The organism is Streptomyces canus (genome assembly GCF_030816965.1).
GTDB classification, from domain to species: Bacteria; Actinomycetota; Actinomycetes; order Streptomycetales; family Streptomycetaceae; genus Streptomyces; species Streptomyces canus_E.
In genome coordinates this window covers 4,683,385-4,705,458 of record NZ_JAUSYQ010000002.1, presented here as the reverse complement: position 1 = coordinate 4,705,458, position 22,074 = coordinate 4,683,385, and the positions used below count along the sequence as shown (strand labels likewise).

The 22,074-nt window shown below is 70.7% G+C and carries 16 protein-coding genes and 1 pseudogene; 7 read left to right on the top strand and 10 right to left on the bottom strand.

All coding sequences use genetic code 11. From position 1 onward, the window contains the following. The first annotated feature begins 87 nt into the window (after positions 1–87). The 4 genes from QF027_RS22545 to QF027_RS22530 are packed head-to-tail and all read left to right on the top strand — an operon-like array spanning position 88 to position 3,989. Positions 88–915: a zf-HC2 domain-containing protein gene (locus QF027_RS22545; protein ID WP_307076597.1), complete on the top strand. Its 828-nt coding sequence runs from the start codon at positions 88–90 to the stop codon at positions 913–915. Further along, complete coding sequence (locus QF027_RS22540; protein WP_307076595.1) at positions 912–1,775, top strand: ABC transporter ATP-binding protein; 864 nt, start codon at positions 912–914, stop codon at positions 1,773–1,775. The genes QF027_RS22545 and QF027_RS22540 overlap by 4 nt, the downstream gene beginning before the upstream one ends. Then, positions 1,772–3,316 (top strand): ABC transporter permease, encoded by a 1,545-nt coding sequence (locus QF027_RS22535; protein ID WP_307076593.1) that lies wholly within the window; start codon positions 1,772–1,774, stop codon positions 3,314–3,316. Before QF027_RS22540 ends, QF027_RS22535 begins: the two co-directional genes overlap by 4 nt. A gap of 37 nt (positions 3,317–3,353) precedes the next feature. Beyond that, the gene (locus tag QF027_RS22530) at positions 3,354–3,989 is read left to right on the top strand and encodes an ABC transporter (protein WP_307076591.1); all 636 of its coding nucleotides are present in this window, start codon (positions 3,354–3,356) and stop codon (positions 3,987–3,989) included. Positions 3,990–4,355: 366 nt separating this feature from the next. Here the strand turns inward: QF027_RS22530 and mshD are convergent, their stop codons facing one another. Then, positions 4,356–5,282 (bottom strand): mycothiol synthase, encoded by a 927-nt coding sequence (gene mshD, locus QF027_RS22525; RefSeq protein WP_307076588.1) that lies wholly within the window; start codon positions 5,280–5,282, stop codon positions 4,356–4,358. Positions 5,283–5,456: 174 nt separating this feature from the next. On the opposite strand from mshD, the gene QF027_RS22520 reads away from it, so the two are divergent. The 3 genes and pseudogenes from QF027_RS22520 to QF027_RS22510 all read left to right on the top strand — a co-directional run bounded on the left by QF027_RS22520 (position 5,457) and on the right by QF027_RS22510 (position 11,010). Continuing rightward, positions 5,457–7,271, top strand: a complete 1,815-nt coding sequence (locus QF027_RS22520) for a bifunctional metallophosphatase/5'-nucleotidase (protein WP_307076587.1) — start codon at positions 5,457–5,459, stop codon at positions 7,269–7,271. A gap of 70 nt (positions 7,272–7,341) precedes the next feature. Continuing rightward, positions 7,342–8,478 carry an LmeA family phospholipid-binding protein gene (locus QF027_RS22515; protein WP_307076586.1) on the top strand — a complete coding sequence of 379 codons (1,137 nt, stop codon included), beginning with the start codon at positions 7,342–7,344 and terminating at the stop codon, positions 8,476–8,478. Positions 8,479–9,224: 746 nt separating this feature from the next. Continuing rightward, positions 9,225–11,010 (top strand): annotated as a pseudogene (locus tag QF027_RS22510) (ABC transporter ATP-binding protein). A gap of 17 nt (positions 11,011–11,027) precedes the next feature. Here QF027_RS22510 and QF027_RS22505 read toward each other — a convergent pair. From QF027_RS22505 to QF027_RS22460, 9 genes are all read right to left on the bottom strand, one after another. Next, a complete protein-coding gene (locus tag QF027_RS22505; RefSeq protein ID WP_307076584.1) occupies positions 11,028–12,791 on the bottom strand; it encodes an immunity 49 family protein in 1,764 nt (587 codons plus the stop codon). Positions 12,792–12,880: 89 nt separating this feature from the next. After that, complete coding sequence (locus QF027_RS22500) at positions 12,881–14,938, bottom strand: pectinesterase family protein (protein WP_307076582.1); 2,058 nt, start codon at positions 14,936–14,938, stop codon at positions 12,881–12,883. A gap of 78 nt (positions 14,939–15,016) precedes the next feature. Further along, positions 15,017–15,874, bottom strand: coding sequence for a hypothetical protein (locus tag QF027_RS22495; protein WP_306979435.1), 858 nt, complete (start codon positions 15,872–15,874; stop codon positions 15,017–15,019). A gap of 424 nt (positions 15,875–16,298) precedes the next feature. Next, positions 16,299–17,774, bottom strand: coding sequence for a sensor histidine kinase (locus QF027_RS22485; protein ID WP_307076580.1), 1,476 nt, complete (start codon positions 17,772–17,774; stop codon positions 16,299–16,301). After that, a complete protein-coding gene (locus QF027_RS22480) occupies positions 17,771–18,508 on the bottom strand; it encodes a response regulator transcription factor (protein ID WP_306979439.1) in 738 nt (245 codons plus the stop codon). The genes QF027_RS22485 and QF027_RS22480 overlap by 4 nt, the downstream gene beginning before the upstream one ends. Positions 18,509–18,608: 100 nt before the next feature. After that, on the bottom strand, positions 18,609–18,791 hold the full coding sequence (locus QF027_RS22475; RefSeq protein ID WP_306979440.1) for a hypothetical protein: 183 nt from the start codon (positions 18,789–18,791) through the stop codon (positions 18,609–18,611). 29 nt (positions 18,792–18,820) lie between these two features. Further along, positions 18,821–19,987, bottom strand: coding sequence for a S1C family serine protease (locus QF027_RS22470; protein WP_307076578.1), 1,167 nt, complete (start codon positions 19,985–19,987; stop codon positions 18,821–18,823). 130 nt (positions 19,988–20,117) lie between these two features. Continuing rightward, entirely contained in the window at positions 20,118–21,140 is a 1,023-nt protein-coding gene (locus QF027_RS22465; protein ID WP_306979445.1) for a LacI family DNA-binding transcriptional regulator, read from the bottom strand. A gap of 117 nt (positions 21,141–21,257) precedes the next feature. Continuing rightward, positions 21,258–22,058 (bottom strand): response regulator transcription factor, encoded by an 801-nt coding sequence (locus QF027_RS22460; RefSeq protein ID WP_306979446.1) that lies wholly within the window; start codon positions 22,056–22,058, stop codon positions 21,258–21,260. Between the last annotated feature and the right edge of the window lie 16 nt (positions 22,059–22,074).

Here is a 22,074-nt window from a genome sequence, read left to right as displayed (position 1 = left end):
GGCCGGAGCGTGGGTTCCGGGACCGCAGACGATGGCCGGGGCCGGAGTGCAGGGTCCCGCGTGGGGGCGAGTGAAGGAGGTGGCGGCATGAGTTGGCATGTGGCCGAAGGTGATCTGCGGGCTTATGCCCAGGGCGAGTTGGCCGCCCCCCTGCTCTGGTCCGCCGACACCCACCTGGCGGCCTGCGCCGAGTGCCGGGGGCTGCTCGCCGAGGTCACCGACCCGGTGGCGCTGGACGCCGTGTGGGAGCGGCTGGACGCCGAGCTGGACGCGCCCCGGCCGGGATGGCTGGAGTCGCTGCTGACCCGGGCCGGGATCGCCGACCACACCGCGCGGCTGCTCGCGGCCACGCCGGTGCTCAGGCGCTCGTGGCTGGCGGCCGTCGTGTTCCTGCTGCTGACGACCGTCGGCGCGGTGCGCACCACCGAGTCGCCGACCCTGTTCCTCGCCCTCGCCCCGCTGCTGCCGCTGGTCGGCGTGGCCCTGTCCTACGGCCCGGCGCTCGACCCGACCTACGAGATGACGGTCGTCGCGCCCACCCACGGCTTCCGGCTGCTGATGATCCGCACGCTCGCCGTGCTGGTCGCGGGCCTCGGCCTCAACGGGCTCGCCACCCTCGCCCTGCCCGGCTACGGCCTGCGTGCCCTCGCCTGGCTGCTGCCCGCGCTCGCCCTCACCGCGACCGGCCTCGCGCTCACCCCGCGGCTCGGCCCGGTCCTCGCACCGTCCCTGGTGGGCGGCGCCTGGGTCGCCGTACTCCTCGCCGCGCAGGCCGCGCAGCAGACGGCCGCCGACCCGCTCGCACCCTTCACCGCGGCCGGGCAGGGCGTGGCCGGGACCGTCGCCGCGCTCGCCGCCGGGCTGCTCTTCCTCCTCCGTGACCGCTTCGACCTCTTCAACGGGAGCGCCGAATGACCGCCGCCGTCTCCGCCTCCGGGCTCCATCTCCGCTACGGCGGCACCCGCGCCCTCGACGACGTGTCGCTGCGGCTGACGCCGGGCGTGACCGGGCTGCTCGGGCCCAACGGGGCCGGGAAGACCACTCTGTTGAGGGTGCTCGCCACTGCCGTGCCCGCCGACCGGGGCACCTTCACCGTCCTCGGCCACGACCCCGGCACCTCGCGCGGCCGCCAGGAGGTCCGCCGCTCGCTCGGCTATCTGCCGCAGACCCCGGGGTTCCACCCGGACTTCAGCGCCTTCGAGTTCGTCGACTACGTCGCGATCCTCAAGGAACTCACCGACCGCACCGCACGCCACCGCGAGGTACGACGCGTGCTGGAGGAGGTCGACCTCGGGGACGTACGCGCGAAGCGCATCAAGAAGCTGTCCGGCGGGATGCGGCAGCGGGTCGCGCTGGCCGCCGCCCTCGTCGGCGACCCCGGGTTCCTCGTCCTCGACGAGCCGACCGTCGGTCTCGACCCCGAACAGCGCATGCGGTTCCGGGAGTTGATCGCCCAGGCCGGAGAGGGCCGGACCGTGCTCCTGTCCACCCACCAGACCGAGGACGTGGCGATGCTCTGCCACCGCGTCCTCGTCATGGCCCGCGGCCGCATCCTCTTCAAGGGCACCCCCGCCGACCTGACCGCCCGCGCCGCCGGCCGGGTGTGGAGCAGCACGGAACGCGCCCCGGACGCGAAGGCGGGCTGGCGCACCGGCACCGGCTCCTTCCGCAACGTGGGTGACCCGCCCGCCGGCGCCGACCTCCTCGAACCCACCCTGGAGGACGGCTACCTGCTCACCCTGGACGACACGGACGCGCAGGTGGCGGCCGCATGAGCCTCGCGACCCGGACGGCGGCCGAGTCCACCGCCGTACCCCAGGACGACCCGAGGCGCTCCTGGGCGGCCGTGTTCGCCCTCGCCCGCTTCGAGACACGCGACCTGCTGCGGTACATCCCGGTACTGGTGACGCTCATGCTGTACGTCGGCTACACCGCATGGACGCTGTTCCACGAGAAGGAGGGGATGGACGCCTTCCCGGCCCTCCAGGACGCCGACCGCGCCACCCAGACCGGGCCCCTGCTGCTCGGGATCGCCCTGTTCGTGTGCGTCAACCGGTGCACGCTGCGCTCCCGCAGGCGCGGTACCGACCGGCAGTTCGACGTGCTCGTCATGGAACCGTGGCGGCGGACGGTCGCGCATGTGCTGTCGGTGGTGCCCTTCGCCGCCGTCACCGCGCTGGTCGTGCTCGGCGAGTTCACCCGCCAGGCTCTGCGGCCGGGCGCGGTGGGCCACGGCTCACTCGCCGAAATGGCCGTCGGCCCCCTGTACGTGCTGCTGTGCGGTGCGTTCGGAGTGCTGCTCGCCCGGCTGGTCCCCTCCACGTTCGCGGCGCCGGTCGGCGTGGTCGGACTCTTCGTCTTCAGCGTGTTCATCTCCGCGGGCACCGGCGGCGCGGAGTGGTCGCGATGGCTGTCCCCGATCGTGGGCGAGAACAGCGGCAACACGGTCCTGCCGTCGGACCTCGTCGGCCGTCCCGCCGCCTGGCACGCCCTGTATCTGACCGGGCTGGTCCTGCTCCTGGCCCTCGGCGCGGTCCTGGCGAGCGGCGGGCGCACGCTGTATCTGAAGGCCGGCGCGGCGGGCGCGCTCGCGCTGACGCTGGCCGGCGCGGTGGGCCAGTCCGGGGGCGTGTCGGCGCAGTTGGCCGCCGCCCGCGAGCAGGCCTCGGTCTCCCCGCAGCGGGACCAGACCTGTGTGCAGCGCGGAGACTCGACGTACTGCGCCTTCCCCGAGTGGACCGGCCGCGCGGGCACCTGGGCGGAGGTCGTGGACCGCGTCCAGCCGCTGGCCGGGGGTACGGCCGCCCGGCAGCCCCTTCTCGTACGGCAGCGGGTCGAGGCCCGTTACGGACTGAGCGGCGACGGGGCGATCGATCCGCTCACCGCGCCGGGCCAGGTGACCGTCGGCACGCGCTGGGGCGGCAACCGGGTCCCCGAGTTCGCGGTCGGCGTCGCGTCCGTGCTGGTCGCCGGTGACGAGTCGAAGGGTGGCGAGCTGTGTGACGGGCGGGTGGTCACGACGATGTGGCTGGCCCTGGGCGGAGCCTCCCACCCGATGACCGACCTCGCGAACGTCCGCCTCGACGACAGTGTCACCGGGTCGGCGTACGTCCTGGCCCCGACCAGCGGGCTGTACATGACGGCCGGACAGACCGATGTTCTGCGGGAGTTGCTGGAACGCCCGCGCGGTGAGGTGACGGCTTCCGTGAAGCAGCACTGGACCCAGCTGACCGCGTCCGGGGTCTCGACGGCCCAGGTGGCGCGGGTGCTGGGGGCCGAGGTGCCGAAGGGGGCGAAGGACTGTGCGGAGGAGTGAGGGAGGTGTCGGGCCGGGGAGAAAGACCCCGCGAGGTGTGAGCTCGGCATTGGTGGTGGCCGTGGCACGGACCGTGCCGTGGCGGGCGGTCGCTGCCGGGGCGGTCGTGGGGCTGCTGGTGGCAGGTCTGCCGCGGGTGCTGTCCGGGACGCTCGACGCGTGGCTCGGTCTCGCCCTCCTCCGGGCGGCCGCGCTCGCCTTCGCCCTGGGCCTGACCTTCCTCCTGGACGATCCGGCGCGGGAGCTCACCCTCCCCGTCCCCACCCGGCGTTGGGTCCGGACGGGAGTGCGGGTCGCGCTGGTGGTGCCGGTCGCCGCGCTGTGGTGGACGGCCGCACTGAGCCTCCTGCCGGCACACGCCCGGCCCCCCGTCGGCGCGGTCACCCTGGAGGCCGCGGCGACGGCCGCCGTCGCCCTGGCCGCCGCGGCGGTCGCGGTCCGCTTCACCGACGAGCCCAGGCCCGGCCCGTCGGTGGCGGCGGGCCTGCTGACCCTCGCCCTCCTCGCCCCCCACCTGCTCCCGACCCGCTGTGACCTGTTCGTCCTGGTGGGGGACCCCGGCTGGGCGGTGGCGCATCTGCGGTGGGCCGTGGTGCTGGCGGGCGCGGTTCTGCTGGGAGCGGCCTGCGCTGTGGAGCCGCTGCGCGGCCTCAGATCACGCCCGGCGTCCTGACCGTACGGTGTCGCCGTACCGTCCCACCGGGCAGGACGACGCTCCGCCGCCAGGGTCGGTCCAGATCGCGACACCACCCACCAGGGCCGCCCGGGCCGGGCGCCAGGTGCCGGGTACGACGGGGAGGCCGAGGGCGTACAGCTCGACGTAGACGTCGGGGATTCGGTCGGCGAGGAAGAACAGCAGTTCGGGGGGCGGGGCGGGTCGGGTCCACGCCGAAGCCGACGGCCATGCCCTCGGTATCGTGGAGGAGGACTTCCGTCCAGCCTTGGTCCAGGGGGGAGTACGAGACCGTCGGGGTCGCGGGTGACCCGGCCGAAAGGTCGGTGAGGACCGAATCGACGAGTTCGCTCAGCCGCATCGCGCTCACGTCTCCGTGCGGTACATCAGGTCGGTCTCGTACGTCGTGAAGCCGAGGCGTTCGTAGACCGACACCGCCGCCTTGTTGTCGGCGTCGACGTACAGCATCGCCGTCGGCAGACCTTGGGCGGCGAGGTGGCGCAGGCCGATCGTGGTGAGGGCCTTGCCGAGGCCGCCGCCCTGGGTGCCGGGGCGGACGCCGAGGACGTAGACCTCGCCGAGCTGTTCGGCCGCATGCACCTTGGTCCAGTGGAAGCCGACCAGTTCGCCGTCGCGGAAGGCCAGGAAGAAGCCCTCGGGGTCGAACCAGGACTGCGCCTTGCGGTCGTCGAGGTCGCGCTGGGTCAGGGAGCCCTGTTCGGGGTGGTGGGCGAAGGCGGCCGCGTTCACCGCGAGCCAGGCGGCGTCGTCCTCGCCGGGGACGAAGGCACGGACCGTCACGCCCTCCGGGAGCACCGGGTCGGGCAGCTCAAGGCCGGTCAGGGGGCGCCGCATCTGCCGTAGTTCACGGAACAGGGTCAGGCCGAGGACCTGGGCGAGATGGCGGGCGGCGCTGTGGCCGCCGTGCGCCCACACCCGCAGCCGCTTGCCGGAGGCGGCGAGCAGGGCCGAGCCCAGGGCGCGGCCGTGGCCGTGGCCCCGGTGGGCCGGGTGGACGACCAGTTCCGCGGCCGGGGCCTCCACCGGGTCGGTGTCCTCCAACTGGGCGTAGCCGACCAGTTCGTCACCGACACGCAGCAGCAGATGGGACACGCCCTCGCGGGCACCGCCCCGCAGCTGCAACCTGCCCTGTTCGGACACCGCCTGCTGGCCGTCGTCGTGCGCGGCCTCGGCAAGGAGCCCGAGAACCGCCTCGGTCTGTTCCGGCGAGAGCGCCGAAAGGGTCTCGATGGAGCGGGAGATGCCGGGGCGTGCGATGTCGTCGCTGGTCATGGCTACGAGGGTAAGGGGAGGTCCGGGCAAAGCGGCGGCAAAGAAGCAACCAGGATGTAACCACGAAACCTCTGTCGCGCTACGCGCGTTGACCCTAGGCTGCGCCGGGACGGGGGCACTTCCTCATCCGGAATCACCGGAATCACCGGATTCAGCAGAAGCTCAGGGGGGCGTATGCCAGCCATATCCCAGCCGCACCAGCCGGACGCCGGTCGTCGCAGACGTCGTACGTACCGTCTGGTCGCCGCAGCCGCCGGTCTCGCCACCGTCGGCGCCCTCGGCGCCGCGCTGCCCGCCGGCGCGCACGACAACCAGCACGGCAAGCCGCTGCCGAGCCGCTACCAGGACGTCCAGCTGCTGTCCTTCAACGACCTGCACGGCAACCTGGAGCCGCCGTCCGGTTCCTCCGGCCGGGTCACCGAGCTCCAGGCGGACGGGACCACCAAGACGATCGACGCCGGTGGTGTCGAGTACCTCGCCACCCATCTGCGGGAGGCGCGCAAGGGGAACGCGTACTCCATCACCGCCGCCGGTGGTGACATGGTCGGCGCGTCTCCGCTGATCTCGGGTCTGTTCCACGACGAGCCCACCATCGAGGCGCTGAACAAGCTCGACCTGGACGTCACGTCCGTCGGCAACCACGAGTTCGACGAGGGTGCCAAGGAGCTGGCCCGTCTGCAGAACGGCGGCTGTCACCCCACTGCCGGCTGCTACAACGACGAGGGATTCGAGGGCGCCGACTTCCCCTACCTCGCGGCGAACGTCCTGGACGACAAGACCGGCAAGCCGATCCTCAAGCCGTACTGGGTGTGGAAGAAGAAGGACGTCAAGGTCGGCTTCATCGGCGTCACCCTGGAGGACACCCCTGGTGTCGTCTCCGCCGAGGGCGTCAAGGGCCTGAAGTTCAAGGACGAGGTCGAGACGATCAACAAGTACGCCAAGGTGCTGCAGAAGCAGGGCGTCAAGTCGATCGTGGCCCTCATCCACGAGGGCGGGCAGCCGGCCTCGGGCTCGTACAACTACAACTGTGACTCCCCGGGCGCCGGTGACGGCATCTCCGGCCTGATCGTCGACATCGCCAAGAACATCTCACCCTCGGTGGACGCCCTGGTCACCGGCCACACGCACGCCGCCTACGTGTGCACGATCCCCGACCCGTCGGGCAAGCCCCGCATGGTCACCTCGGCCGCCTCCTTCGGCCGGCTCTACACGGACACGACGCTGACGTACGACCGGTTCACCGGCGACATCGCCCGTACGGCCGTGAAGTCGGCGAACCACGTGGTCACCCGGACCGTCGCCAAGGCGCCCGACATGACCCAGCTGATCGGCAAGTGGAACACCCTCGCGGCACCCATCGGCAACCGCGCGGTCGGCTACATCTCCGCCGACGTCCCGAGCGCCGGCACCGAGTCGCCGATGGGTGACCTGATCGCCGACGCGCAACTCGCGTACGGCAAGGAGCTCGACCCCGGGACCGACCTCGCGCTGATGAACCCGGGCGGTGTCCGGGCGGGCCTGACCTACGCGGCCAAGGGGACCGAGGGCGACGGCGTGGTGACGTACGCCGAGGGCTTCACCGTGCAGCCCTTCTCCAACACCGTGAACCTCCAGGACTTCACCGGGGCCCAGCTGATCAAGGTGCTCCAGGAGCAGGTGAGCGGGTCGAACGCGGCCTCGCCGAAGATCCTGCTGCCGTCCACCGGCCTCACCTACACGCTCGACCTGACGAAGACCGGCGCGGACCGGATCGTCGTCGACTCCGTGAAGCTGAACGGCACGGCCGTCGACCCGGCGGCCACCTACCGTGTCGCGACCAACAGCTTCCTCGCGGGCGGCGGCGACGGCTTCACCACGCTGGGCCAGGGCACGAACGACCTCGTCGGCGGCGACGACCTCGCCGCTCTCGTGGAGTACCTGACGGCCAACTCCTCGGCGAGCAGCCCGATCGCGCCGCCGGCCGCGAACCGGATCACGGTCGTTCAGTAGATCGTGAACTGAGTCGCACAGGCCCGGGGTGGGTTGCGGGTGGGGGGCGTTCGCATGATCGGATGGATCGATGCGTTCCCCCCACCCCATACCCACGCATCCCCACCCATATGACGTCCCGCACGAAGAACCCCAGGCCCCGCCGACCACCCACCGCCGCACCGGGCGGAGGCGTCGGCGGGGCCGCTTCACCGGCCTGCCCTTCGCGCTGAAGACGGTCGCCTCGCTGCTGGTGCTGGCCGCCTTCCTCACCCTCGCCGACCGCTGGGCCGTCCTGTACGCCGAGCACAGGGCCGCGGACACGCTCAAGGACCGGCTGCGGCTGACCGCGGCGCCCGAGGTGGAGATCGACGGCTTCCCCTTCCTGCCGCAACTCGCGGGCAGGCGACTGGACTCGGTCAAGGTGACCGTCCCGGACGTGGCGGCCGACCGGGTCACGCTGGCCGCGGTGTCGGCGACGGCCCATGACATACGGCTCGACGGCGACGGGCCGACCTCCGTGCGCGGGGCGCGAGTTCCCCGCCTCGACGGCGACGTCCTGCTCTCCTTCGCCGACCTGAACCGTGAACTCGGCGCGTCCCAGGTGACGTTCACGGGAGCGGGCCGGGACCGGGTCGCCGTGCGCGGCACTCTTCCGGTCGCCGGACACGACCTGCGGCTGCGGGCCGACGTGCGCGTGGCGCGCGACGGGGAGCGGGGCGTCGACACCCGGATCGGCGGGATGCGCCTGGACATCGGGGAGCTGGCGACCTACCGGCCGGGCACGCGCTCCTCGCAGGGCCTGCATCTGACCCGTGCGTCCGCGGCGGCCCTGGCCCGGCAGACGCGCAAGGCCCGTGCCGTGCTGGCGGTCCCTTCCGTGGTGCGCGCGCTGGGCGTGCCCGACGCCACCGTGCGTGAGGCGCAGCGCTCCGACGCGGCGCTGTCCCGTCTGACCGGACGCCCGGAGTTCGTACGGCAGGCCATGCGCCTGAACCTCCTGGACCTGGCCCTGGCCCACCCCGAACTCCTGGACCGCCTGGGCCTGGATCCGGCACTGCTCGACGCCCTCTCCCGGCTGACCCGCCCGGTCCTCGCCGACCGTCTCTCCCTCGGCTTCCGGCTGCCCGAGCCGCCGAGCGGTGAGCTGCGCCTGCGGGACGTACGCGTGGCGAAGGACGGCATCAGGGTGCGCATCGAGGGCTCCGGACTGGCAGTCGGTCCGTAGATGTCCGTCCTTAAATTCTGTGTCAGCCTTTCGATTCTCAGGCGACGCACATCCAATCTTATTGAGGTCTAAGGCGGAATGGCTTTTTCGGCGGCAGGAATGCCGTAGTGTTTTCCATGTCGAAAGCGAACGACGCAAACGCAAAGGAGAGCATGATGAGCTTCCGCAAGATCGCTCCGGTGAAGAAGGCCAGCAAGCCCGCTCCGGCCCCCAAGAAGGCCCAGCCGAAGAAGGCGACGCCGAAGCGCCGCCCGGTCGGTCACAAGTAAGTTCCGCCTAAAACACGCCGAAGAGAAGGATGCAGTCATGAGCTTCCACAAGGTCGTCCCCGTCAAGAAGGCCGCCAAGCCCGTTCCGGCCCCGAAGAAGAAGGCGCCGAAGAAGCACGCGCCGAAGCGCCGCCCGGTCGCCCACAAGGGCTGACACAGAATTCACTGAAGTAAATCAAATTCATTCATAGGGAATTGCAGCAGATCGGTAGAGGAACTGTTGCAGAACCCGGACAGAGAAGGATGCAGACATGAGCTTCCACAAGGTCGTCCCCGTCAAGAAGGACGCCAAGCCCGTTCCGGCCCCGAAGAAGAAGGCGCCGAAGAAGCACGCGCCGAAGCGCCGCCCCATCGCCCACAAGGGCTGAGGGAGCACGCCGCGAGGCGGGGCCACCGGCAGCGAGCGCGTCTCGCGTCGGGGGCCCCGCCTCGGCCGTCTCCGCCACCCGCGACCGCCGCACACGAAAGGAAGTCGTCATGAGGGAAGTCCGCGAGGCGTTCCGCCGTTTCTGGCCGCTGACCCGCGGCGACCGCAAGTGGCTGGCGGCGATCGTCGCGTGCGTGGTGGTGTCCGCGCTCGCCGAGACCGCCGCGATCCTGCTGTTCGCGGAACTCACCGACACCGCCCTGAAGGCCGGTTCGCTCTCCGCCTTCTGGGGGCCGGCCGGCGCCTGGCTCGGTGTCGCCGCGCTCGGCGCGTTCGTCGGCTACCTCGGCAACTCGCTCGCGACCTGGACCGCGGAGAGATTCGTGCTGCGCCTGCGCGCGAAGGTCTTCCGGCACATCCAGGACCTGCCCCCGCACTTCTTCCAGAAGCACCGCCAGGGCGACCTGGTCGAACGCCTCACCGGTGACGTCGAGGCCATCGAGCAGATGGTCGTGTCCGGCGTCGTCGGCACGGTCGCCGCCGCCTTCTCGGCCGTCTTCTACTCGGCGGCCGCCCTGTACCTGCGCTGGGACCTCGCCCTGGCCACCTTCGTCCTCGCGCCCCTGTTCCTGTTCGCCGCCCGCCGCTTCTCCGGCCGCATCAAGGAGGCCTCGCAGGACGAGCGGGTCGCCGACGGCGCGATCACCTCCGTGGTGGAGGAGTCGCTCGGCAACGTGGTCCTCACGCAGGCCTACAACCGCCGCCGCGACGAGGAGAGGCGCCTCGACCGCGAGGCCCGCGCCTGGATGAGGGCCTCCGTGCGCGGGGGCCCGGCTGAGCGAGATGTACGAGCAGTTCGTCGAGGTCGTCGAGACGCTGTGTGTGCTGGCCGTGATCGGTCTGGGCGTCTGGGAGATCTCGGCCGGCCGTATGACCCTGGGTCAGCTCCTCGCCTTCGCCGCCTTCATCGGCTACCTGTACCCGCCGGTCCGCAACCTCGGCCAACTGGGTCTGACCCTCACGGCCGCCACCGCGGGCGCCCAGCGCCTGAACGAGATCCTGGACGCGAAACCGTCGGTCGGCGACCCGGCCGAACCCGTCCCCGTCTGGCCGGTCCGCGGCTGGGTCGGCTTCCACGGCGTGCACTTCCGCTACCCCACCGCCCGCCGCGACTCCCTCACCGACGTGTCCTTCTCGGCCGCGCCAGGCGAACTGGTGATCATCACGGGCCCGAGCGGCGCCGGCAAGTCCACCCTGTCCAAGCTCCTCACCCGTTTCTACGACCCCTCCGCGGGCGTGATCACCCTGGACGGCGTCCCGCTCACCCACATGGGCCTGGAGTTCCTGCGGGAGCAGGTCGCCCTGCTCCCGCAGGAGACCCTGATCCTCAACGGAACGATCCGCGAGAACATCGGGACGGGCCGGCCGGGCGCGAGCGACGAGGAGATCGAACAGGCGGCCCGGTCGGCGGCGGCCCACGACTTCATCTCCTCGCTCCCCGAGGGCTACGACACCGAGATCGCCCCCGGCACGGCGGCACTGTCCGGCGGCCAGCTCAAGCGGATCACCATCGCCCGCGCGATGCTCCGGGCCGCGCCCGTCCTGATCCTCGACGAGCCCACCGCCGGCCTCGACTCGGTCGCCGCGCGCCAGGTCGTGCACCCCCTGCGCAGACTGATGTCGGGCCGTACGACCATCATGATCACCCACGATCTGAGCCTGGCCCCCGACGCGGACCGGATCCTCGTGGTGGACGGCGGACGCCTGGTGGAGTCGGGCACCCACGCCGAACTGGTCGCCCGCCGAGGCTCCTACGCCCGCCTCCTGGGCCCGCTCCCGGAGGACACGATGATCCTCAGGAAGCTGCCGGACGACACGATGATCCTCAGGCGCTGACGCGCAGGCCGTACACGTCAGAACGGCTCCGCCGCCCCCACGATCCGGGCCGGCAGATACGGTGACCGCACTCTGATCCCCCAGCCCCGCCGCCGGGCGTGACAGACGAGGGCCAGGATGTCGAGGCTCAGCGCGGCGTCGGGGTCGGCGGGGCGGTCGGCGACGGCGTAGTGGTCGCGGTGGACCGTGAGAGCGTCCAGGAGGGCCAGGTTGAAGCTCTCCTCGTCGCCCTCCACGAGCTGGGAGAAGAGCACCGCGGGCGGCGGCAGGACACCCTGGTCGCGGGCCTTCCCGGCGTCCCGCAGCGCCAGGTCCGTGGCGGGCTCGGGGTCCTCGCCGCGCAGATAGGCGTGCAGGGCCCGCCGGTAGGAGGCCGGCACCGAACGGTCGGGGCCGACACGCTCCGGCCCGGCCAGGACCAGCGGCGCCAGATGCTCCCGCCGCCCCGTGACCAGCGCGAGGTGCACCGCCCGGTGCCAGGCCTCCGGCCCGGCGTCCTCGTCCCGGCAGGCGGGGTAGGTCACGGTCCTGCCGTCGATCGTCACCGGCACGTCGGTACCGGGCTCCGCCAGTGTCGTACGGAACAACGCCGCCCCCAGCTCCGCGGCCAGCCGCAGATTCTCCAGCTGGGCGTCGCTCGCGTCGGGCGTGTGCGAGGCACGGGTCCGGAAGAGGAGCTCCTGGTAGGTGACGGCGTAGGCCAGCTCGAAGGTGGTGAGCGACTTGCCGGGCATCGGGGTGATGGCGTCCCGGGTGTACCGCTCGAACTGCTCCTCACTGTCCGGGTCCAGGGGACGCGGCTCCAGGAGCCGCCCGAACTCCACCACCCCCGCGGCGAGTTCGGCCACCGCGTCCGGGCGGCGGTCCCGGCCGTAGGGCCCCACCCGCGGCGGGGTGGCCTTGAAACCGGTGACCAGCGCGTCCGGCAGATAGTCGCTGTCGACGGCCGGCGGCCAGCCCTCCTCGCGGTACGCCAGTGCCGCGAGGGCGATCGGGAGGAGGGGGAGAAGACTGCCCGGACGCGCTCCGGGCCCGGGAGTGCCGGTCAGCGGCCTCAGCAGTCGTACGACCGCCTCGTCGAACCCCTCCCGGTCACTCGCGGTCAGCGCGCGCAGCGCCCGCAGCCCGATGCCGTACGGCTGGTCGGCGAGGTGCTCGCCGGTCTCCGTCTCCCGTGCCCGGACCCGGTCGAGCGCCGCGTCGAGCGCTTTGAGCTTCTGCTTGCGGGAGGGCGGGTGGGTGACGTCGTCGTCGCCGGTGTCGCCGATGACGCAGGCCATGAAGCCGTTGATCAGTTCGGCGTCGGGGTGGCCGGAGCGGCCCTGCTGGGGGGCCTCGCGCGCGAACTGGAAGGCCTCGCCGTGCCGTTGGGTCCTCTCGGCGAGGATCGCCAGGCAGAAGGCGTCCAGCCACTTGGCGGCCGTGACCGGCTCCGGGGTGCCGTCGGGCTCGCGGTCGTAGACCAGGCCCCAGTCGGGGTAGGTGAGGAAGACCTCGAAGTGGTCGCGGGGGAAGTACGCCGCGTACGCCACCGCGCCGGCGGCCGCCTCGGCGGCGTCCTCCAGGACCGCCTTCGCCTCAGGAGAGTGCAGATCGGGGGTCTCCACCGAGAGCGCGCCAAGATACTCGACGAACTCCTGGGCGATCAGCCACCACTCCCACGCCGTCACCGGGCCGGCCTTGGACATGGAGTGGACCTGCGAACCGATCCTGTTCGCGAAGTCCTTCCGCACCGCCGAAACGGCCGCCTCGCCGACCCGATGCCTTTCGATACGTACCACTTTCCGCTCCCCCGTCCGACTTCTGATCTACGGAACCAGCCTAGATCGAGGGTCTGACACTGGAGCGGAAATCCGGTGAAAACACCAGGTCAGGACGGACTCGGTGTCCAGTCGCCCAGCCAGTCCGCGACTTCCTGGCCGGCGGCCTGCGCGTCGGTCAGCTGCGGCCGGCTGCTGCTCGCCGCACCCGAGCCCGCGCCGGTGTTCTTGTACTCCGCGAACCGGTCGTCCTTCCAGGAGAACCCGCTCATGTCGGTCCACGGCGTGGACTTGATCGCGGCGCTCAACGACGTGTTCCGGACCGTGGTCTGCGGATCGAGGCTCGCGTCACCGCCGGCGTGCCAGGGGCGGCCCAGGTAGAAGCTCGCGGAGGAGACGTCCCCGTTCACGGTCGAGTTGGCGATGAGGATGCCCTTGCGGCCCGCGGCGGTGCTGGGCGCGGTGACGTAACCGGCCGAGGTGCCGTTCCAGCGCTTCTTCAGCGTGATGACGGACTTGTCGATCACCGCGGTGGCTCGCCCGAAGATGAAGTCGACGTTGCCGATGACGTAGGAGTTGGTCATGTAGACCCGGCCCAGCTTCTCCTTGGCCGCGGTGTCCACGAGGAGCGTGTCCTGGTCGCCGCTGACGATGACCCCGTCGAGGAACACCTTGTCGGCGGCGGTGCGCAGGGCGACCGCCTGGTTGGCTATGTCCTGGTGACTGGCCTCGTCGAAGTCGTTGGAGATCGTCAGGTTGCGGGCCTGGAAGTCGTCGGCCTCGACGGCGACGGTGGCGCTGCCGCCGGTGCCGTAGGTGCCCGAGCCGTCGGGCTTGGGGGTGCCGGACGCGTTGTTGTAGACGATCACCGTGTCGCTACGGCTGCCGCCCGACCCCTGGATGGTGACGTGCGGTTTGTTGGACGGCACCTTGACCAGCTCGCGGTAGGTCCCCGGCTTCACCGAGATCACCACACGGGAGGCGTTGTTGGCCGGTACCGCGTTCACCGCTGCCTGCACGGTCGAGTACTGCCCGCTGGCGTCCTTGGCGACGGTGAGTGTGGTCGCGGCGGCGGCCTTCGTCGAGGCGGTCGCCGTCGTACCGATCGAACTCCGTGGCCCCACGCCGGACTTGAGAAGCGCCGGTACATCGGCCGTCTTGTCGAGCGTGTAGGCGTAGTACGTCGTCGGGTCGAAGGCGGTGCCTCCGCTCTCGTTGCGCCCGCTCGTCCCCACGAAGGTGTTGCCCTTCTGGACGATGCTCGCGGTGCTGTCCTTGATGACGGGGTTCTTGAAGCCCTGGAAGTAGGAGTTCTCCAGGACCATCCTGGTCGCGCCGCGCGAGTAGTTGCCGTAGGAGGAGTTGATGTCCGTCCCGGCCACGTCCTCCAGGAAGTTGTTGTAGAGGTGCGCGTGGGCCGCGTTGTCCGTGGACGGGTTGCGCTGCTCGGTCTCGCGGATCCAGTTGTGGTGAATGGTGATGTCGGTGACGACGTTCTCCGTCCAGCCGATGCCGAACGCCTTGTTGTCCTGGCTGAGTTTGTTCCAGGAGACCGTCACATAGGTGCTGTCCTTGCGGACGTCGATGAGTCCGTCGGCCATGTGCCGCAGGTCGTTGTGGTCGATCCACACGTGGTGGGCGCCGTCCATCTGGATGGCGTCGAAGTCGTGTTCCTTGTCGTTCCACACGCCCTGGTAGGCGTCCCGGATGGTGAGGTTGCGGATGATCACGTTGTGCACCCCGGTACCGAGGAAGAAGCCGCCGCCGACGATCTGCCCGGAGGTCCCGGACCCGACGATGGTCTTGTTGCTCTGGACCTTGATCTCTTTCCCGACCGGGTCCATGGTGATGGTCGCGGCGACGACGATGACGTACGGCTCGCTCGCCGTCGCGTACTTCTCCAGGTCGGCGAGCGTCTTCACGGTGACGATCTGACCGCCCCGGCCGCCGTAAGTGCCGTTCTGACCCAGCGCGTTGACGGAGGCGAAGCCGTCCGCGGTGGCGGTGGCCCAGACGGGGGCGGCGGTGGTGGCGGCGGCCGCCCGGGTCTGGGCGCCGGGCAGGGCGCCGTAGCCCATGACTCCGGCGGCGCTCAGCGCCAGCGGGACACCGACCGCCAGGGCCGTCTTCCTTCTGCGGTGGCGGGCCTTGCTGCGTGTCTCACTCATCTGCGGTTCCGTTCCGTGCGGGGGATGGACCGCAGTGCAGTCGCCGCCCCCGCACGGAAGGTTGCCGCTCGAATGCGCCTACTGGGCGCAGGACTTCGGGTCGAGGTCCTCCTGCCACTTGTCCTCACGGCCGTCGGGCTGGCCGTTGGGCAGGAGCTTGTCGGAGATGCCGTCGATGTAGTAGCCGTACGAGTAGATCGTCTTCCAGCTCGCGTCCCGGCCACGCCAGGTGTGCGTGGTGACGTCGCCGTCGCCCTTGTTCCACTGGTAGTCCTCGACGTAGAACACCGGGTTCACGCGGACCACCCGCTGGTACGGCGTCCACGTGGTCGCCACCTGGGTGCACGGCGGTATGGACTTCTCGCTGCGCCGCTCGAAGGACGAGGTCTTCTCCCAGCCCCACTCGTAGCCGGCGCTGCCGCCCAGGGTGCCGGAGAAGATGCTCTTGGCCAGGGACAGGCTGATGTTGGCGCCGACGCTCTTCTTGGCGAAGGTCTTGGTGCTGTACCCGCTGACGAAGGTCACCTTGTCCTCGGTCGTGCCGTGGTTGCCGGTCCACTCGGAGGTGCGGACGGGCTCGCCCTTGACGGACCAGGTGGAGGCCTGCGCGTACCCGCACCAGCCGCGGAACAGCTCCCACGGCCCGGCGGGCACCCACAGCCCGATCACGTCCCGCAGGTACTCGTCCTGCGTCTTGAACTCGCCGGTGTCGACGTTGAGCGCGCCGTAGACCCCGGTCAGGCTGGTCTCCTGGCTGCACAGCTGGTCCAGCATGACGTCGGTGTTCCCGGGGTCCACGCCCCGGACGTTCTGGGCCCCGCCGGGACCGGCCGCCTGAGCGGTCCCCGAACCGGCCAGCACACCGGCCAGCGCGAGGGCGGTGGAGGCGGCAACGAGGGCTGTTTTCTTCAGAGTTGACGTGCGGATGAGTCGCATGGGGGGTGGCTCACTTCCGAGTTCCGGCGACAGCTGCGTGGGGCGGCTGTCTGACAGCTCTGGAAGATTGCAGAGAACCCGTGAGTAGGGTCGAAAACGCGTGACGGTTGACAGGACATTGACAGAAAGCTGGCCGGATCCGGCACGGCACGAAGTTCTGATGGAGAGGGTGCGAGGCCGTTACGGTCGTAGACACGGCACGTCGAAGGAGGACATCGGCCATGGCTGCTCACGCAGCGGAAACCGATTCGGTCGTCCCCCCGATGCCCGATCGGACGCCGAAGGCGTTGCGCAGGGCCATTGCCGAGGATGCCCCGCACCTCCTCCCCGACTTCGACTCGCACTGGCGGCGGGCGATCGGCGACACGTACGACCTTGGACCTTCGCCCGCGTTCATGGCCCGCTGGTGGTGCGAGTACCGGAGTCACCCGACGGCAGGGGAGTGGCTGTCCGGCGGAGGAGTCGGCGCCCCGGGCAGTCGTACGGTCGCCACCATGCCGCCGCCCTCCGCGTGGGCCAGCGTGACCTCACCGCCCGCCTGCTCCACCGTCCGCGCGACGATGGACAGCCCCAGGCCCGAGCCGGGCAGCGCGCGGGCGCTGGGGGAGCGCCAGAAGCGGTCGAAGACGTGGGGGAGTTCGTCGGCGGGGATGCCGGGGCCGTGGTCCCGGACGGTCAGGACGCCCTGGGTGAGCTGGACGTCGATGATCCCGCCCTCGGGGCTGAATTTCACCGCGTTGTCCAGGATGTTGACCACCGCGCGCTCCAGGGCGGCCGGTTCGGCGCGGGTGTACCAGGGCTCCAGCGAGGCGTTGATGGTCAGCTCCGGGCCTCGCAGCCGTGCCCTGCGCAGGGCCGACTCGACGGCGTCCTCCAGCGAGACGACCTGTACCCGCTCACCGCGCTGGCTCTCCGAGCGGGACAACTCCTGCAAGTCACCGATCAGAGACGCCAGTTCGGTCATCTGCGCCTTCACGGACGCGAGCAGCGCCTTGCGGTCGGCCTCGGGGATGGGGCGGCCGGTCTCCTCGCTGCGGGTGAGAAGCTCGATGTTGGTGCGCAGGGAGGTGAGCGGAGTGCGCAGCTCGTGACCTGCGTCGGCGATGAGCTGCTGCTGGAGCTCGCGCGAGTTGGCGAGGGAGCTCGTCATCGAGTTGAAGGAGCGGGACAGCCGGGCGACCTCGTCCTCGGCGTCCTCCTCGACGGGGATGCGGATGCTCAGATCCTCGGTCCTGGCCACGTGCTCGACGGCCTCGGTGAGCTTGTCGACGGGGCGGAGACCGGCGCGGGCGACGGCGAGGCCTGCGGCACCGGCACCGAGGACTCCTACGCCGGAGACGAGGAGGAGGATGAGGGCGAGTTCGTTGAGGGTGGACTGGGTGGTCTTCAGAGGAACGGCCACGGTGAGCGCGGCCTCGGTGTACAGCTGGGGCTGTGAGCCCGGGCCCTGGCTGACGTACAGGGGTGTCGTCAGCACTCGTACGGTGTTGCCGTCAGAGTCGGTGCCGTTGCGAAGGACCCCCCTCTTGCTGGTCGCGTCCTTGACCACGTTCTCGTCGGCGTCGGTGGTCTTGACCCTGCCCAGAGAGTTCGACGAGACGCAGGCCTTGCCGTCCGCCTGCACCAGCTGGAGGTAGACCTCGTCCCTGATCCGGAAATCGCCGAAGGTCTCCACCGGTGTCTGGGGGCACTCGCTGAGGGTGGCCACGACCGCCTGTGCCTGCTGCGGCCGCGCCGCCTTCTGCAGATCCTCGTCGAGCTGGTCGTACAGCTTCCCCTGCACGATGAACCAACACGTCACCGACACCGCCGCCACCGCGAACGCCACCGCCGCCGCCACGAGCAGCGCCAGCCGTGACCGGATCGGAAGGGACCGATAACGGCGAACGACCCTCTTCACTCCGCGCCGCCCTGCCGCAGCACATACCCCACGCCGCGCACCGTGTGCACGAGCCGCGGCTCACCGCCCGCCTCCGTCTTGCGGCGCAGATACATCACGTACACATCCAGCGAGTTGGACGACGGCTCGAAGTCGAAGCCCCACACGGCCTTCAGTATCTGTTCCCTGGTCAGCACCTGGCGCGGGTGCGCCATGAACATCTCGAGCAGGGTGAACTCGGTACGGGTCAGCTCCACCGGCCGCCCCGCACGCGTGACCTCACGGGTCGCGAGATCCATCCGCAGGTCGGCGAAGCTGAGCGCCTCGTCGTCCTCGACGGACCCCGCACCGGCCGCCGCGGCGTACGAGCTGCGCCGCAGCAGCGCACGGACCCGGGCGAACAGCTCGTCGAGCTCGAACGGCTTGACCAGGTAGTCGTCGGCGCCCGCGTCGAGCCCGGTGACCCGGTCACCGACCGTGTCGCGGGCCGTCAGCATCAGGATGGGGGTCGTGTCGCCCGCGCCGCGGATGCGCCGGGCGGCGGTGAGGCCGTCCATGCGGGGCATCTGGATGTCGAGGACGACCAGGTCGGGCTGGTACGCGGTCGCCTTGTCGAGCGCGTCCGCGCCGTCCACGGCCACTTCCGTGTCGTAGCCCTCGAAGGCGAGGCTGCGCTGGAGTGCTTCGCGTACCGCCGGCTCGTCGTCGACGATCAGGATGCGCTGGGGGTCACGGTCGCCTTCGGCGGGGCTCATGGCTGGGGATTCCTCGGGTGCGGTGGGACGGCAGGGGGCTGAAGACAGTGAACGCTTTCAGCCTCGCATGGTTCCGGGCCGGTGCGTTCAGGGCAGGGGTTCAGCCGCGTGCGGGGCTGCGGCGGCGGCTGCGGGCGGTGCTCACCCCGCGGCGGGCCACCGTCACGGACGCCACCTCGGGCGCCCGCGTCACCGGCGGGTGCAGTTCGTACGCCACCTCGAGGGCCAGGGTGAATCCGGCCGGGCCGGTGCCGGCCGCCGGGTGCGAAACCTGCTTGATCATGACGTACTCCTCGCGAAGGTCAGGGGGTGTCAGTTGTCGGCGCCGCCGGCCCGCAGCGTGGCCAGGTCGGACTTGACGGTGTTGATCGGGATGGAGAAGCCGAGGCCCGCGCTGCCGGCCGTGGAGGAGTCCGAACTGGCGGAGTACATCGCGGAGTTGATGCCGATGATGTTGCCGTTCATGTCGATGAGCGCGCCGCCGGAGTTGCCCGGGTTCAAGGACGCGTCCGTCTGGATCGCCTTGTACGTCGTCGTGGACGAACCGGTGTCGCCGTTGAACTGCTGGCCGCCGAACTCGAACGGCCACTGGCCGTTGCCGCCGCCCTGGCCCTGGGTCTGACTCTGGCCCTCGTCGGTCGCGACGGTCACGTCCCGGTTCAGGGCGGAGACGATGCCGCTGGTCACGGTGCCGGTGAGGCCCTCGGGGGAGCCGATCGCCACGACCTCGTCGCCGACCTGGACGCCGTCGGAGTCGCCGAGGTTGGCCACGGTCAGGCCGGAGGCGTTCTCCAGCTTGATGAGGGCGAGGTCCTTCTTGCTGTCGGTGCCGACGACCTTCGCGGTGTAGGTCTTGCCGTCGCTGGTGCTCACCTTGATGGAGGTGGCGCCGGAGATGACGTGGTTGTTGGTGATGATCTCGCCGTCGCTGGTGATGATCACGCCGGAGCCGGTGGACTCACCTGCGTTCGAGGTGGCGTTGATCTCGACGATGCTCGGGCTGACCGCCTTGGCGACCCCGGAGACCGTGCCCTTGGCGGAGGACGGCACCACGTTGGTGCTGGTGCTGCTGCTGGTGGCGACCGTGTCGTTGCCGGTCAGCTCCTGGATGCCGTAGGCGGTGCCGCCTCCTATCGCCGCGGCGACGATCGCGACGGCGGCGAGGAGGGCGAGGGGGCCGCGGGTGCGCTTCTTGGGGGCGGGGGCCGCGGGCTCGGCCGGGGCCGCGGTGAGGAGAGCGGTCCCACCGCCGTTGCCGTCACCGCCGTACGAACCGGCGCCCTCGGAGGCGAAGGCGGCGGGCTGGGCCTGCGCCAGGGCCTGTGGGGGCACGGCCTGCGGGGTCGTAGTGGCGGGCGGCTGGGCCGGCGGGGGCGGCCACTCGGGGTTCACGGGCGAGGAAGCGTGCTGCTGCTGGGCGCCCTGGTAGGGGGTCTCGTACTGCTCGTACTCGCCGTCGCGGCGGAAGCTCTCGGTCATGGCAAAAAGCTTGTCGCCCCACCATGAGAGCTCCCTGAGTGCTCCCTGAGAAGCCCGGCAGAACCTCGTATGCCCGATATAAAGCCGCCGCTGGCCTCCGGCCAGATGTTCTCAGACGGTCCTCAGAAACTCACTCGCACCCGCAGGACCGCCGCACGACCAGCTTCGACGGGAACACCTTCAGCCGCTCCCGGCGGGACCCCGCGACCCGGAGTCCGTCGTCCAGCACCAGATCCACCGCGGCCCGGGCCATGGCCGACCGGTCCGACGCCATGGTCGTCATCGGCGGATCGGCGAGCGCGGCTTCCTTGATGTCGTCGAACCCGATGACCCCCAGCTCGCCCGGCACGTCGATGCGCAGCTCGCGCGCGGCCCGCAGCAGGCCGATCGCCTGGTCGTCGGTGGAGCAGAAGATCGCCGGGGGGCGATCGGGCCCGGAGAGCACCCCGAGCGCCACCTGATACGCGTCGTAGCGGTTGTACGGCGCCTCGAAGAGGCGTCCCTCGGTGGGGAGCCCCGCCTCTTCCATGGCCCGTCGCCAGCCCTCGACGTGATCGGAGACCGGGTCGCCCACGGCGGGAGTGTCGGCGGTACCGCCCATACAGGCGACGTAGGGGTATCCGTGGCCCAGCAGATGCTCGACGGCGGTCTTCGCGCCGGAGAGGTCGTCGAGGACGACAGCGACGTCGTCGATCGCCTCCGGCCGCTCATGCAGCAGCACGACCCGGGCGTCCCATGCCTCGATCTCGGCGGCGGCGTTGTCGTTCAGCGCGTGCGAGACCAGGATCAGCCCGGACACCCGCATCCCGAGGAACGCCCGCAGGTAGTGGACCTCGCGCTCGCCGATGTAGTCGGAGTTCCCGACGAGCACCATCTTCCCGCGCTCGGACGCGGCCTGTTCGACCGCGTGCGCCATCTCCGCGAAGAACGGCTGGCGCGCGTCCGGCACGATCAGGCCTATGAGATCCGTACGCCGGGACGCCATCGCCTGGGCGACCCGGTCGGGCCGGTACCCCAGCTCCTTGATCGCGGCGAGGACACGCTCGCGCGTGGCCGGGGCGACCGGCCGGGGTCCGTTGTTGATGACATAACTGACTACGGCGGTGGACGTTCCCGCCAGTCGCGCCACGTCATCCCTGGTTACCTTGGCCACGCGCGGAGTCTACGCGGATGGACCCGCTCTGGGCAGGGCGTGAAGGAGGCACTGTGCCCCCGCGAAGGCCTACCGGGAGGTAGCCGGTGCGGGAGCCATGCCCAGGCGGAGAACCCGCTATGCCTCGGCCGGTACCTCGGAGGCGTCCAGGGCGGCGCTGTCGTCCGCATCCTCCGTGTTTGCCTGGCCGGAAGCACCGGTCGCGGCGCCCTTGGCCTTGGCGTCGTCGCCCGCGCCGACGCTGCCCTTCTCCGGCGTAACGAATCGATAACCGACGTTCCGTACGGTCCCGATCAGCGACTCGTGCTCGGGTCCGAGCTTCGCGCGCAGCCGTCGTACGTGGACGTCGACCGTCCGGGTGCCGCCGAAGTAGTCGTACCCCCAGACCTCCTGGAGGAGCTGCGCGCGGGTGAAGACGCGGCCGGGGTGCTGGGCGAGGTACTTCAGGAGCTCGAACTCCTTGAAGGTGAGGTCGAGGACCCGGCCCTTGAGCTTGGCGGAGTAGGTCGCCTCGTCGACCGACAGGTCGCCGTTGCGGATCTCCATGGGGGAGTCGTCGTTGACGATCTGCTGGCGGCCCATGGCCAGACGCAGGCGCGCCTCGACCTCCGCCGGTCCGGCGGTGTCCAGCAGTACGTCGTCGATGCCCCAGTCGGCGGTGACGGCCGCGAGGCCGCCCTCGGTCACGACGAGGATGAGCGGACAGCCGGGCCCCGTGGAGCGCAGCAGCTGGCACAGGCTGCGGACCTGCGGCAGATCACGGCGCCCGTCGATGAGGATGACGTCGGCACCCGGGGTGTCGACGAGGGCGGGGCCTTCCGCCGGAGCCACACGCACGTTGTGCAGGAGCAGGCCGAGGGCAGGCAGCACCTCCGTCGATGGCTGGAGGGCATTGGTCAGGAGCAGCAGAGAACTCATATGTCTGGTTCCTCCT

Bases quoted from the DNA above. Each gene is read 5' to 3' on its own strand.
- QF027_RS22545 (WP_307076597.1), top strand. From the start codon at position 88: ATGAGTTGGCATGTGGCCGAAGGTGATCTGCGGGCTTATGCCCAGGGC.
- QF027_RS22540 (WP_307076595.1), top strand. From the start codon at position 912: ATGACCGCCGCCGTCTCCGCCTCCGGGCTCCATCTCCGCTACGGCGGC.
- QF027_RS22535 (WP_307076593.1), top strand. From the start codon at position 1,772: ATGAGCCTCGCGACCCGGACGGCGGCCGAGTCCACCGCCGTACCCCAG.
- mshD (WP_307076588.1), bottom strand. From the start codon at position 5,282: ATGACCAGCGACGACATCGCACGCCCCGGCATCTCCCGCTCCATCGAG.
- QF027_RS22520 (WP_307076587.1), top strand. From the start codon at position 5,457: ATGCCAGCCATATCCCAGCCGCACCAGCCGGACGCCGGTCGTCGCAGA.
- QF027_RS22515 (WP_307076586.1), top strand. From the start codon at position 7,342: ATGCGTTCCCCCCACCCCATACCCACGCATCCCCACCCATATGACGTC.
- QF027_RS22500 (WP_307076582.1), bottom strand. From the start codon at position 14,938: ATGAGTGAGACACGCAGCAAGGCCCGCCACCGCAGAAGGAAGACGGCC.
- QF027_RS22495 (WP_306979435.1), bottom strand. From the start codon at position 15,874: ATGCGACTCATCCGCACGTCAACTCTGAAGAAAACAGCCCTCGTTGCC.
- QF027_RS22480 (WP_306979439.1), bottom strand. From the start codon at position 18,508: ATGAGCCCCGCCGAAGGCGACCGTGACCCCCAGCGCATCCTGATCGTC.
- QF027_RS22475 (WP_306979440.1), bottom strand. From the start codon at position 18,791: ATGATCAAGCAGGTTTCGCACCCGGCGGCCGGCACCGGCCCGGCCGGA.
- QF027_RS22470 (WP_307076578.1), bottom strand. From the start codon at position 19,987: ATGACCGAGAGCTTCCGCCGCGACGGCGAGTACGAGCAGTACGAGACC.
- QF027_RS22460 (WP_306979446.1), bottom strand. From the start codon at position 22,058: ATGAGTTCTCTGCTGCTCCTGACCAATGCCCTCCAGCCATCGACGGAG.